We start from the raw sequence: 13,494 nt of genomic DNA on the forward strand, positions 1-13,494 counted from the left end.
TTTCCATAAATATATTAAAGTTACTTACAAATCTATTGAAATCCGACAATCTTTATTCCGTTTCCTCCTTGTGCTTCTTTGCGGTATATTTCTTAACGGCCGGCATGATTTTTGTCACGATCAGCTCGATGTTTTTCTTGAGCCTATCGAAAGGCACGCCTCCGAAATCGATTTGAGCAATATACCGCTGATGGCCGAACAGTTCATGCTGATAAAGAATTTTCTCGATAATCTGCTCGGGAGTGCCGACATTCATGACGTCGTGCGGATGTGCGGCTTGTGCAACAAGTTGCTTGGAAAGCTCCGTCCGTTAACGAGCTCCGTGCCCGTATTCAAGTGGGGATACATTTCTTTTATCGCCTGCTGGCTCGTTTCGGCGGCATTGAACAAACCGGAGATCGTGAGCGGCAGCTTTGCCGGATCGTGTCCGTTTCGCTGCGCAGCCTCACGGTAAGTATCGATCGACATCTTTACGGTGGTTGCCAGGCCGCTTAACAGGCCCGTAACGATCGGAACACCCGCGTAACCCGCCTTGATCGCGCTGGCGGGAGTTCCGCCAACGCCCGCCAGATCGGCATCCAGCCGTTTTTCGGCCGCGGAAGAACTTTCGCGTTCCGAAGAGGAGCGCGGTATTGTCCGCTCCAATTGACGACTTCCTGTTCGTTAATCTTTAACAGCAGTTCAAGCTTTTCCTCGTACAGCTCTTCATAATCGCGGACGTCGTATCCCAACAACCCGAAGTTTCCGACACGCGAAGCACGGGCGGCGATGATCAGTTTGACCATCGTAAATCAAATCGATCGTCGCGCGGACCATTAAGTCCGCGAGGGTGTAATTCTGTAAAGATCTAAGCAATTGTTGCTCAACATCATGCGTAATCTCTTCAAAAACTTGATCGAAGAGGCTACAGGTTTCTCCGTGATCCGTTGGATTTAAATTTGAGATTGTCTCAGTGTTTGTGATCAGAAAAATCTCAGCGAGCGTAATATGTGTGGGATCTGTTTTGAGCACATATCCACCGTCACGCCCTTCCCTTGCCTCAACCATTCCAGTTTGAACGAACGGAAACAAAACTCTTCTCAGAAAAGATGCATTGATCTGAAAGCGTCCCTGCCAGAACAGCACTGGACTGAACATCTTTAAGTAGGAGGATGAGCGCATGGATAAGGAGAAACTTCGTCAGCAATGGATGGAGCGTCACTCAATATCGAAATAGCGGGTCGACCATGAAAGCTTGGTGTGAGCAACATCGTGACGGGAGGATGGATTTGTTGTCGCAACAAAAACTTGATTAATCGCTGTCTTGCACGATGTAAGTCCTCCCTTGCATCGGATCGCGTTCGAATCAGATCTCGTAGTGCTTCATCCTCACGAGTTGGGACGTAAATAGATGTTAGTTCCCCGGCACGAAATAGCTGCGCCAACTGCAATGCATCACGGCGATCCGTTTTAATGCGATCCCCTGCACGCTTGGGAATCAGCGTAGATGCGATTACACAACATTGTGCTCCCATCGACGTAATCCAACGGTAGGCTTCATAACAAAAGGCCAGCGTTTCTTTATTTCCCAGCTGTTTAATTAATTTTCGAAGCGCCTTAGCGGTATGTGGAATCGTACCGTACCATCTAGGCTCTTCTCGACCTGCTTCAGCAATGGCAATAGCAATTTTTTCTTTTGAGACATCTAAACCAATGAATTTTGTGGCAGACTGTATACTAACAGCTCCTTTTGCTTAGTAGCTCTGAAATGGTTGGTTTCCCTATTTTCCATTTTAACCTACGATTTTCAGCAAATAGGAGCTGCTTCACGTTCATCTTAACTTACGGCAGTTCTACGAGACTACTTGTCGATCGAAAATAACGAGCAAGGACCACCTTCAACTGTACGTATTTTAGGTGCTTGGGACCCGGTTACGCCTCTGTTCGGAGAGGCTTGAGAGCACCACCCCAGGTGATCACTTGATCCAGCATCGGCCCTACTTCAGCGTCATGCCGTGGATGTGGCTTGAACGTTGTGAAGTTTTCAAAGTCGGTAAAAATCGATAGCGTCACATGCGCCGAAACAGTAGCAACCTGTAGAAATGCCAACACGTTTCGCAGATGCTCCACCGCGCGTACACCTCCAACGCCCCCATAGCTGACGAAACCAGCTGCCTTGTTGTACCATTCAGGAGTCAAAAAGTCGATAGCATTCTTGAGCGCACCGGATAGACCATGGTTGTACTCGGGCACCACGAAAATGTAGGCATCGAAGCTCTTGATTTTCTGCGACCACGCTTTTGTATGCTCATGAACGTATTGTTGTCCGGTAGACGACGGCATGGGTTCGTCTAGCATCGGGAGGTTATAATCGGCAATGTCGACAATCTCGAATTCGGCATCCTTGCGTTCCTTTGCCAGGTTGTACACCCACTTTGCAACACCGACATTGACACGACCTGGACGGGTACTTCCAGTAACGATTGCGATTTTCAGCATACTTAATCATTACTCCTTATGTCGTATTCCACAAGCTGTGGATTCCTCACTTACTGTTACCGAGTGAGTACAGAATCAGTTTAGCAGAAATACTGATTCTGTGCAAATGTAGTTTCTGTTTTGCAGATGACGTTCGCGATTCTGTAATGTCCCCCCGTTGTCAAGACACGAAATCCAAAATGCTAAGATAAATCCTCCTTATAGAGCCTCTCCCATTTGTAGCTGCGGAAAAGACGTTCCGTCCTGGTATTGTCCTTGGCACGGCCTTTTCCGTCCATGCTGATCTTAATATTTTCATAGCTTTTGATGCAGTTGATATAATCGTTTGAAGTAAACTGACTGCCCTGGTCACTATTGATGACTTTAGGTTTTCCATGCGCCCTTATCGCCTCTTTGACGGCTCTTACAATGAAGTCGGACTGCATGGTATTGCTATCGGCGTAGCCGACGATATACCGAGAATACCAGTCGATGATGGCAACCAGGTACACAAAGCCTGTGGGGGTTCCACAGTAGGTGATATCTATGCCTCAGACCTGGTTCACATGCATAATGGGAACGCCTCGGAGCAAATAGGGATACGTGCGTGCTTTCAAGTCCCGTTTGCTTAGATTGGGACCGGGGTAGAAGGCGATGATCCCCATCTCCTCCATTATTTTTCAAGGAGCGATTATAAATGAAGGAAAACTTTAAATACAACGACATTGTGAATTCTTTGTGGAAAAAGACGAAAAACTGTTCGACATATAACACAAGCTTGTACATGGATAGGGATTTCACGCTACTTATTACCGTTGGAAAGTTAATTATGGTCAAGAGAAGAAGGATTCTGTAGTGGAAAAGATTCATGAACTCTGTGTACAGCATAAGTTTCGCTGTGGATATCGGAAGATTACGGCATTATTTCGAGCAGAGCATAAGGTAAATCACAAACGAGTGCAACGAATTATGCAACAGGAACAACTTCAGTGTCGTGTCAAAGTGAAGAAACGGAAACCAACCGGACAACCTATTTATATTGCAGAGCACCTGTTAAAGCGTCAATTTCAGGCGGACAGACCTATGCAAAAGCTCGTTACTGACATTACTTATTTGCCATTTGGAGGGAAGACATTGTACCTTTCGATTATCTTAGACTTGTTTAACGGAGAGATTGTAGCGTACAGTATAGCAGACAAGCAAGACACGTCATTTGTTCTAGACACGTTAAGCCAACTGCCCATTTTACCAGGCGCGATGCTTCATAGCGATCAAGGCAGCGTCTACACGTCACAGTTATATCAGGAAGCTGTAAAAGGAAAAGGCATTGTCATGAGCATGTCCCGCAAAGGTACGCCTGCTGATAATGCCCCCATCGAATCGTTTCATTCCACACTAAAGTCTGAAACGTTCTATCTCGAAGGGGCTAACCTGCACAACGACGGCAATCGTTGAACAGACCGTTCAAGACCATATTACATACTACAACTCAATTCGGATTCAAACGAAACTAAATAACCAGTCGCCGATTCATTATCGACGACTGGCTGCATAACTTGAAAGGTGTTTTGATCCCTGTCTCAATAACGGGGGTCAGTCCTACCTCCATTTTACCAAGGGAAGGTTTCTTTTTGTTATACAAATTTAAAAAAAGGGCTGTACCAAAAGTCTCTTACGAGACTTTTGGTACAGCCCTTTTAGCATGACTTGTATTAAAAAAATCGACCCAGCAGCGCTTAAGCTCTGCTCTTCATTCTGCGCTGAGTCAGATAATCACTTTCGTAATAGTTCAGGTCATCACGCAGTTCTTCATAAGTCTTAGTAATTTCCATGATGATATCGCGAGCAGGTCTTACCGGCTTAATCCGGAAACGAATGGCATCTTGACCTGTATATGCGTAACGCCCATCCTCAGAGTAGCATTCATTCTTTGGATAGAAGAAGCTGTTAATACCCTGATGATAAAGGTTATATAATGCTTTCTCCGCAAAATCAACGTCAAAATTCGCACGACGAAGTGCCGTTCCGAGCTTCTCATACGATACCTCAGAAAAAACGAGCAGGTGCCGAAGGTCGGAAAGAAATCCTTTGTAAAATGGAATGGTCTCCTGATCCTGGTCAGCGGCAAGCTGAGCAAGTGAGTTTTCGTTTAGAAATGTTTCCAGTTTTTCAATTGCGGGTTTCAATTTCTCTCGTGCCGATTCACACAACTTCTGCACATTTGCTGACATAAAGGTAGTTCCCCCTTAAAGAATAAGTCCCTCATATAGACTTCTTATAACCGGCCAAGATTTAACTGCATCTACTGACCATTATTTCTCAGCTACTATCCTACCATAAAAATGTGACGAGCGGTACTTAAATAACCCTAAAGCCGGTAATTCCATCCCCTGTTTATTCTCGTCAGGATTGCAAAATCCTCTCGTATAAAAATAGCCTTATCTTCTCACGCTATAGATATTATATAGACAGCAGGAGGAATACAAAAATAATGGCTAGAAGCAATTGGACATACTGGGCTATTGGCGCCGCCGCTGCCGTTCTGGTGATGACCACCATCTTACTACCTGGGGAAGAGAATACGGCTGAACAGCAGCAGACCCCTAATAAGCCACAGCAGGAGCAGCTGCTCAAACAACGAATCAAAGCACAGGATGTTCGAGCAACCGATCATTTATCCCGTATGGATGCCCAAATGCATCTGCAAAAAATGCTGGAGGAATTGAAAGCTTCGGATAGCAAAGAGCTGTCAGCTTATATGGATCAACTGGAAACAACGCACAGTCACATTCACACCTTGCTGTGGATGGATCTGGAGCAAGATAAGCAGCAGTCCTTCAGTATTCAAAAGGATGCGGAAATGCTTCAGAAGAACAAACAGCTTCAATCAAGCATTGGCTCCGCTAAGCAAGCTCTTCAAAAGCATAAGTCCTATGAATCTACTTCGCTTACGCTCGATAAGGATAAGTATTTTGTCCTTGGCGAACCATCTTCTGACGGTAAGCATGCTGTTATCGCGGTAATGAGTCAGCACATCCTTAATGATGTGGAGGAGCATCAGCGCCGGAATTTAAGAATGATACCTTATCCCAAAGAAGGCAAGTACAGCGTAGAATCTGTTCTGCCCAACACATTACAGGATATTACAGTCAAAACGGGTCACGATAATCAGAACGCAAGTCATTATTACGAAGATGAGATCGTCGTTAGATTTAAAGAGAAATTAACATCAGAGAAGCTTACCCAGATCGAGAAAGATATTGATCTGGATCATACGCATCAAGTTGGCCAGGCGTATGTTTTTCGATCCAAGAAAATGGATTATCCTAAGCTTCAAACTTATTTTCAGAAAAAATGGAATCCCGAGTACTCCGAACCCCACTATTTATATTTAACCAACGAAACTGCACCTGAAAATGAGCTGGCTAACAATATTCCGAACGACCTGCTCTTCTCTCGTTATCAATGGAATCTGCCTGCGACAGAAACAAACAAGGGCTGGGCATTGTCCAAAGGCAGTGAGGATGTTATTGTAGCCGTTATTGACACAGGCGTAGATCTTGATCACCCTGACCTGGAGGGGCAGCTGGTTGAGGGGTACAACGTTATTGATGGGGAAGCAGAACCTTATGATGATGTCGGCCATGGTACTCATGTTGCGGGAATTGTATCTGCCAAAGTGAATAACAATGAAGGCGTCGCAGGCATGACCTGGTATAACAAAATTATGCCTGTTAAAGTACTGGATCAATCCGGTTCCGGCTCGAGCTATGCCGTAGCTGAGGGAATCATCTGGGCGACCGATCACGGTGCAAAGGTTATAAATATGAGTCTTGGTAATTACGCAGATGCTGAATTCCTGCATGATGCCATCAAATACGCCTATGACCATGATGTCGTTCTGATTGCGGCGACGGGTAATGACAATACGGAACGGCCGGGCTATCCAGCTGCCTACCCCGAAGTATTTGCTGTATCTGCCACAGATGCATCCATGAATCGGGCTGACTTTTCTAATTATGGTGATTACGTTGATGTGATGGCGCCAGGTGCAAGCATCGCCAGCACTTATCCGGGTAATCAATACGCCGCACTGTCGGGAACGTCTATGGCAAGTCCTCATGTTGCCGCACTGGCGGGACTGATCCGCTCATATAATTCTGATCTGTCAAACGAAGAAGTGATGGATTTGATGCGCAGCAGTGTAATCGACCTTGGAGACCCCGGATATGATAAATACTTCGGTTATGGTCAAATCGATGTATATAAGGCGCTGGAAGCTGCAGGAGCTTCTGGAGAGCAAGCACCGCTTCAATTATGGCCTCAGCATGTTCGCGACAAGCTGGAGGATACGATAAACAAATTTATGAAATAAAACAAAAAGAGCAGACGAGATTAACTCGGCTGCTCTTTTTGTTGTTTAATTATCTGCGGCCTCTTTTGCCACGGTCAAGATGGTAGCCTTTACCGTACATGCCGCCTACACCGTTCATCATGCTTGTTCCAGCCACACCGTTCATACCATTCATGCCAGTGCTCATGCCGCCTACACCTTCTTCAGTTTCAGCAACTACCCACTCATGAACTGGTATAGGTACAGGATGATGCTTGTTGATGATTTGTACAGGATGAATTACAGGCTGAATTTGTGGATGATAGTGTTCTTTTACTACATTAACAGGAGCACAAACGATTGGCTTAAGAGGAGGAAAACATTTTTTCATGTGGTGACCACTACGTTGAGACATACTGAACAACTCCTTTTCAAGTGATAGTATAATCTATTCCCTGTTCACTTAATGGCTTGGATGTTCGTCCATAGTTAAAATAATTAAGAAAAACGTCTATTCGATAAAATTTGGCATAGCAGCAAGGCGTTCTGCCCAACAACAAAAAACGGTAATTTGTTCTGCACTAGGCAGGCAAATTACCGTTATATCATTTTCATATGCTGTGTTGCAGTTTGGAAAGTTTTACGTAAGCCGGGTTCTGTGCTCTTCGTGGTCATAACGGGAACTACCCTCCCACCACAAGCGACAATCATCTATCTAGGCCATTCATTGCTGAACAGCTCAAGCGACCAACCTAGACACACCTCGGGCTAAGGCTGCCTCCCTTACGAAAGGCGGTGTCCCTTTAGGTCTTGCTCCAGATGGGGTTTACCAGGAACGAAGTCACCAGCGTTCCTCGGGGTCTCTTACACCTCGGTTCCATCCTTGCCTGTGCATAGCATATAGCCAGCCATCGGCGGTCCATTTCTGTGGCACTATCCTTCAACTCGCGCTGACTGGACGTTATCCAGCATCCTGCCCTATGGAGCCCGGACTTTCCTCTCGTGGCAACAAAGGCCACCAGCGATTGTCTGTCAAACTTTCCGACAACATTCATATTATACTAGGACTCGCTCCATCATTCAAGTGAAATTACTGGGATCGACTATACAAATTGGAAAGGCTCCGTGTTAATCGCAGATATATGAACCTCTGTTGCATAACGGCCTTTCTCCAGCTTCTCTATGAGCCACTTTGCCGTGTTTGGCTTCATGATCTTTTCGATATTATGACCTGGGTCAATAATAGCAATCCCCGCCATCAGCGCATCCTGAGCGGTATGATAGTCAATATCGCCTGTAACAATGACATCCGCACCTCTAAACAGCGCATGTTTCACATAACGGCTGCCGGAGCCGCCAAGCACAGCTGCCTTCTTGATCTGACGATTCATATCGCCTACAACCCGCACATGATTCACATCGAACTGCTTCTTCACTGTATTCACTAGGTCCTGGAGCAGAATAGGTTCAGACAGCTTGCCGACACGTCCCAGCCCAAGCGTTCTTCCCTTCATATCCATATGATACAGATCATAAGCAACCTCTTCATAAGGATGAGCCTTCAGCATCGCCTGTACGACTTTGTTCCGAATGCTATGTGGTACAATTGTTTCAATTCTGACCTCTTCCACTCGCTCCATTTGTCCTTGCTTACCGATGAACGGCGTTGTATCATCTCCCGGGACAAAGGTACCATATCCGTCAATATTGAAGCTGCAGTGACTATAGTCCCCGATTGAACCTGCGCCCGCGCCAAGCACCGCATCAAGCACCTTTTGGTGATGGGACTTCGGTACAAATACAACCAGCTTGTACAGATGATCTGTATGCAGATCTTCTAGTGGAGAAACATCTGTTAGTCCAATGGCTTCTGCCATCCAATCGTTTATGCCGCCTTCTGCCACGTCAAGATTCGTATGGCTGATATATACCGCGATATCATGTTTGATCAGTTTCTCATACAGCTTGCCCATTGGGGAATCCGTATTCAGCGATTTGAGTGGCCTGAAGATGATCGCATGATGTGCAATAATGAGGTCTGCTTCCATACGGATCGCTTCTTCAACGACCTCATCTGTCACATCAAGAGCAACCAGCACCTTCTTTATTTCTTTCCCCAGCGTTCCCAGCTGAAGACCGATACGGTCATCAGGGACAGCTAGATGCTTGGGAGCAAGCTCCTCCATATAGGAGATTACGGTTTGTCCTTTTGCATACATGAGAGCACCTCCTCAATTCGTTTCAGCTCCTGTTCGAGCTCCCCGGCCTTTCCCTTTGCTTCAGGAAGGTCAGATTTAGATAAAGAAGCCAGCACCTTTTGGATCTTATCTATTTCCCACTCCCATTTTTTTACGAATACAGCTCCGCCCTGTTCCACCAAGAAAGGCCCCATCTTCAGCAGTTCGTCAGAAGTCAGCTCGATTACATGGTCAGCTGTCCCGATCAGTTTCGGTTCATATACTTCATCATTCGAGATATGGCTGAAATACCCGGGTACAGCAGCGATTATTTCATAAATTTTGCCATCTTCCTCAAGAATTCGTTCTGCTTCAATCACATAGTCATTATCGAACAGCCACTTTCGCAAAATATCCTCTCCAACATTAGGCTGCAAAATAAGACGTGTGACCCCCTTAAGCTTAAGCTTGCCGCGTTCTAGTATATTTGTGATAAGCGCGCCGCCCATCCCTGCGATCGTGATCGTATCCACTTCGCCTGCCTCGATTACATCCAGACCGTCTCCCCGTCTGACTTCGATCTTGGCCTGTAAACCACTGCTTGCCACTTGTCTCTTCGCTGCTTCATAAGGACCTTCATTCAGCTCTCCGGCAATTGCCGTGGCCGCCTGGCCGCTCTGAATACAAGCTACTGGCAGGAGCGCATGGTCTGAGCCGATATCAGCGAGATTCCGTCCCGGATCCATTAGATCATGTAATAGCTGCAATCTTTTCGATAATTTCAACATGCATTGCACCGCCCAACTTCATACTAAATGTGTACATTGCAAAGAATCTCACGACGATGACTTCGTGCACAAGTCAGGCACTGCGTCGTTTCGATGTTTGCAATCATCATAAAAAAAAGCTAAAATAATGGGTAATAAGAAATCGAAGGAAATATATCCAAAAAAAAGAAAAAACTATCCTCAGATTAAACAAAAAGACCTCCTGCCGCAAGCACAGCAGAAGGCCCTTAATCTAACTATTCAAGGAAATCTTTAAGCCGTTTGCTGCGGCTTGGATGGCGCAATTTGCGAAGTGCCTTCGCTTCGATCTGACGAATCCGTTCTCTCGTTACACCAAACACTTTACCAACCTCTTCAAGTGTGCGTGTACGACCATCATCAAGTCCGAAGCGGAGACGAAGGACGTTCTCTTCACGTTCAGTCAGTGTATCAAGTACATCCTCCAATTGCTCCTTCAGTAATTCATATGCAGCAGCATCAGCCGGAGCAAGTGCTTCCTGATCCTCGATAAAATCTCCGAGATGAGAATCATCTTCTTCACCAATTGGTGTTTCAAGCGACACAGGCTCTTGTGCAATTTTCGTAATTTCCCGTACCTTTTCCACACTTAGATCCATTTCTGCCGCGATTTCCTCCGGTGTCGGTTCACGCCCAAGTTCCTGCAGCAGTTGCCTGGAGACACGGATCAATTTGTTAATGGTCTCAACCATATGAACAGGAATACGAATCGTACGAGCCTGGTCGGCAATAGCACGAGTGATCGCTTGACGAATCCACCACGTGGCGTAGGTACTAAATTTAAAACCTTTGTTGTGGTCAAACTTCTCAACCGCTTTGATCAGACCCATATTACCTTCCTGAATGAGGTCAAGGAACAGCATACCACGGCCTACATAACGCTTGGCAATACTGACGACGAGACGTAAATTGGCTTCAGCGAGCCGACGTTTTGCTTCCTCGTCTCCATTCATAATTCGTTTAGCCAGTTCAACTTCATCGTCTGCCGACAGAAGCGGCACACGTCCGATTTCCTTCAGGTACATGCGGACCGGGTCATTAATCTTAATTCCGGGAGGCAGACTGAGATCATCATCAAAATGAAAATCGTCCCCGTCATTATTCTCGGAATCGTCATTAGGCCGAAGTGGATTATCCTCATCACTTTCATTTACCACATCAATTCCTAAATCACTGAGTTGTTCATAGAACTCATCCATTTGTTCAGGGTCTTGATCGAATGGAGACAGTTTCTCCATGATCTCTTTGTAATTCAAAGACGACCTCTTTTTGCCCTGCTCAATCAGTTGGTCCTTTGCTTGATCCAGCGTCAATTCTGTTTCTAGTTCAGCATGCTGATCATTCGCCATACTTCGACTCCCTCCTCCCTAGAAACATGGTATGATAATTACAATCATTGTCTCTCTAGGGTTATAATCTCACTTGCGATTTGTGCTGCACGCAAAAAGTCTCCGGATCGTTCGGCAGCAATCATTTCCTCTTTTTTAGAATCGATCTGCTGTAATACCGGATACTTTAATACCTCTTTAATACAATCATCCAGTGCTCCGTGATCCCACTGCTCAGGCGTATCCATCATGGAAATGGAGCTTACCGTCTTCTCAAGACGATCGTCTTGAAGGGACAGCATAAACATCCTTAGATCCGGAGGTTTGCCTTGAGCGTAATAAGCATATAGATAAGCAGCGATAGCTGCATGATCGCTAATGTTAAAGGCTTCACCAAGACGTTCACCAACATATCTAGCCGCCTCATCATCTTGAAGCATCCAGGATAGAAGCCTTCGTTCGGCCGTATGATAGGCAGGGAGTAAATTAGGTGTAGGAATCTGCCTATTTTGTTGCCTACCATTATTCCACCTTTTGTCGTTATTATCCCCATAACGCTCGTTTTTTTGCATTTGCTGCCTTTCGAGATTGCATTCCTGCTTCAGTGTCTCAAAATCCACATGCACTTCGGAAGCTAACTCCCGCAAGTACACCTCTCTCTCTGTAGGAGAAGAAAGTGGAGCAATCAGCTTGATGGCCTCACGCGAATAAGCAATCCGGCCACCTTCTTCTAGCAGTATATGGTTTTTTTTCAAGTTTATAAGTCTAAATTTTAACGGTGGAACAGCACCTTCAATGATTTGATGAGTGAAGCGGTCTCCACCATGCCTGCGAATAAATTCATCAGGGTCTAAACCATCTGTCAGGAGCGCAACCTTTGCTTGAATTCCTGCCGACTCCAGGATCGGTAAATTTTTGAGTGCGGCAGCTTGACCGGCGCGATCACCGTCATAACAGATAATTACCTCATCACTGAGAGATTTAAGCATACGGGCTTGATTTTCCGTCAGGGCAGTCCCCATCCCGGCAACCCCATTTTGTATTCCATGCTCCCAGGCGGAGATAACATCACCGTAACCTTCGAACAGAATCGCTTGTCCTTTTTTGCGGATAGAAGCCTTTGCATGATCCATATTGTAGAGGACACGACTCTTGTTAAACAGCCTCGTCTCCGGCGAGTTAAGATACTTCGGCTGGCCATCACCCATAATTCGGCCTGCAAAGGCGATGATTTTGCCACTGCTATTCTTAATTGGAAATATAACACGGTCTCGAAACCGATCTACGTACCCCTCACCTTCGTTCCGGGCCGAAATTAATCCGCCCTTCTCCATTTCAGCGAGCGGGAACGATCGTTTCGTTAGAAACTGTACAAGTGTATTCCAACCGGCTGGAGCATAACCAATCTGAAAATGGTCAATCGCTTTATCATTCATTCCCCGATTACGTAAATATTCGATTGCTGCCTTACCGTACTCCGTATTCTTCAACAAATAATGGTATAATTTAGCAGTAAGCTCATAAGCCTGCAGCAAACGCTCCGTTTCAGGATTATGATGTGCGACATCACGCCCTTGCCATTCCCCAAGAGGAACATGGCTCTCTTCTGCCATCGTCTTGACAGCCTCGGGAAAGGTTAATCCTTCGATTTCCATCCTGAATTTGATGGCGTTGCCTCCCTTGCCGCAGCCGTAGCAATAGAAGATTTGGCGTTCTGGTGTAACCGTAAAAGAAGGGGTATTCTCTGAATGAAATGGACAAAGCCCTTTCATATACTTGCCCTGCTTGGTCAGATGTACAAACTTGCTTACCGTGTCGACGATATCATGTTGACTCAGCACTGATTCGATAACACTTTCCGGTATATTACCCTGCCCCGCACTCATCTTAACCACCTTCATCTCTTTAACACGTAAATAATTATTCGCTAAACTTACACAATCTCCTGCAAATCCTTCAAAAGTTTTGTCAGTTTATGTTGAAATAACTTCCTGTCCTCATCTGTCATGGGCTTTGGACCCTTGCCATACTGGCCTCTCTTCCTAGCCTTAGCGTGCGAATGCCGAGTATCAAGCAAAAAGTCAATATCCTGATTGTCGATAATTCTGCCTCGGAACGTAATTACGCTGCAGGATTTGGCCAGAGCTAATGCAGCAAGTCCATAATCCTGGGTTACAACAATATCTTGTGCCTTGATATGATTAGCAATATACAGGTCAGCACTTTGATCACTTCGGTCAACATGCACGATCGTGGTCCCTTCTGCGCCTTCTAGCCGATGGTCGTAGGAAGACACCATGAGTACATGAATCTGAAATGCTGCTGCGACAGTCTGAATTTCACGTTTTACAGGACATGCATCCGCGTCCACCACAATTTTCCTATGCAATATT

10 protein-coding genes, 1 other RNA gene and 3 pseudogenes are annotated in these 13,494 nt (G+C 45.7%); 2 read left to right on the forward strand and 12 right to left on the reverse strand.

Annotation, left to right across the window (positions count from 1 at the left end):
* Nucleotides 1–52 precede the first annotated feature (52 nt).
* The 4 genes and pseudogenes from BM415_RS25575 to BM415_RS25580 all read right to left on the reverse strand — a co-directional run.
* Nucleotides 53–807 (reverse strand): annotated as a pseudogene (locus BM415_RS25575) (LLM class flavin-dependent oxidoreductase); the annotation flags it as partial.
* A 332-nt stretch (nt 808–1,139) separates the two neighbouring features.
* Nucleotides 1,140–1,715: an IS110 family transposase gene (locus tag BM415_RS13010; protein ID WP_348272327.1), complete on the reverse strand. Its 576-nt coding sequence runs from the start codon at nt 1,713–1,715 to the stop codon at nt 1,140–1,142.
* 196 nt (nt 1,716–1,911) lie between these two features.
* On the reverse strand, nt 1,912–2,478 hold the full coding sequence (locus BM415_RS13015; RefSeq protein ID WP_091158587.1) for an NADPH-dependent FMN reductase: 567 nt from the start codon (nt 2,476–2,478) through the stop codon (nt 1,912–1,914).
* Nucleotides 2,479–2,669: 191 nt separating this feature from the next.
* Nucleotides 2,670–3,137 (reverse strand): annotated as a pseudogene (locus BM415_RS25580) (DDE-type integrase/transposase/recombinase); the annotation flags it as partial.
* Nucleotides 3,138–3,258: 121 nt separating this feature from the next.
* On the opposite strand from BM415_RS25580, the pseudogene BM415_RS13025 reads away from it, so the two are divergent.
* Nucleotides 3,259–4,012, forward strand: a pseudogene (locus BM415_RS13025) (IS3 family transposase); the annotation flags it as partial.
* A 181-nt stretch (nt 4,013–4,193) separates the two neighbouring features.
* Here the strand turns inward: BM415_RS13025 and BM415_RS13035 are convergent.
* The gene (locus tag BM415_RS13035; RefSeq protein WP_047910837.1) at nt 4,194–4,688 is read right to left on the reverse strand and encodes a YpuI family protein; all 495 of its coding nucleotides are present in this window, start codon (nt 4,686–4,688) and stop codon (nt 4,194–4,196) included.
* Between the two features lie 260 nt (nt 4,689–4,948).
* Between BM415_RS13035 and BM415_RS13040 the strand changes: the two genes are divergently transcribed.
* On the forward strand, nt 4,949–6,832 hold the full coding sequence (locus BM415_RS13040; protein ID WP_091158591.1) for a S8 family peptidase: 1,884 nt from the start codon (nt 4,949–4,951) through the stop codon (nt 6,830–6,832).
* A gap of 49 nt (nt 6,833–6,881) precedes the next feature.
* Here the strand turns inward: BM415_RS13040 and BM415_RS13045 are convergent, their stop codons facing one another.
* The 7 genes from BM415_RS13045 to BM415_RS13075 all read right to left on the reverse strand — a co-directional run bounded on the left by BM415_RS13045 (nt 6,882) and on the right by BM415_RS13075 (nt 13,493).
* Nucleotides 6,882–7,205 carry a hypothetical protein gene (locus tag BM415_RS13045; protein ID WP_091158593.1) on the reverse strand — a complete coding sequence of 108 codons (324 nt, stop codon included), beginning with the start codon at nt 7,203–7,205 and terminating at the stop codon, nt 6,882–6,884.
* 215 nt (nt 7,206–7,420) lie between these two features.
* An RNA gene (gene rnpB, locus BM415_RS13050) (RNase P RNA component class A) lies at nt 7,421–7,831 on the reverse strand.
* A gap of 62 nt (nt 7,832–7,893) precedes the next feature.
* On the reverse strand, nt 7,894–9,009 hold the full coding sequence (locus BM415_RS13055; protein ID WP_091158594.1) for a Nif3-like dinuclear metal center hexameric protein: 1,116 nt from the start codon (nt 9,007–9,009) through the stop codon (nt 7,894–7,896).
* On the reverse strand, nt 8,985–9,755 hold the full coding sequence (locus BM415_RS13060) for a tRNA (adenine(22)-N(1))-methyltransferase (RefSeq protein ID WP_348272316.1): 771 nt from the start codon (nt 9,753–9,755) through the stop codon (nt 8,985–8,987). Before BM415_RS13060 ends, BM415_RS13055 begins: the two co-directional genes overlap by 25 nt.
* A gap of 236 nt (nt 9,756–9,991) precedes the next feature.
* Entirely contained in the window at nt 9,992–11,122 is a 1,131-nt protein-coding gene (gene rpoD / locus BM415_RS13065) for an RNA polymerase sigma factor RpoD (protein ID WP_091158596.1), read from the reverse strand.
* 44 nt (nt 11,123–11,166) lie between these two features.
* Nucleotides 11,167–12,987 (reverse strand): DNA primase, encoded by a 1,821-nt coding sequence (gene dnaG / locus BM415_RS13070; RefSeq protein WP_091158598.1) that lies wholly within the window; start codon nt 12,985–12,987, stop codon nt 11,167–11,169.
* Nucleotides 12,988–13,034: 47 nt separating this feature from the next.
* On the reverse strand, nt 13,035–13,493 hold the full coding sequence (locus BM415_RS13075) for a YaiI/YqxD family protein (RefSeq protein ID WP_091158599.1): 459 nt from the start codon (nt 13,491–13,493) through the stop codon (nt 13,035–13,037).
* Between the last annotated feature and the right edge of the window lies 1 nt (nt 13,494).

The sequence above is a fragment of the Paenibacillus sp. 453mf genome (assembly GCF_900116105.1).
Lineage (GTDB): Bacteria > Bacillota > Bacilli > Paenibacillales > Paenibacillaceae > Paenibacillus > Paenibacillus provencensis.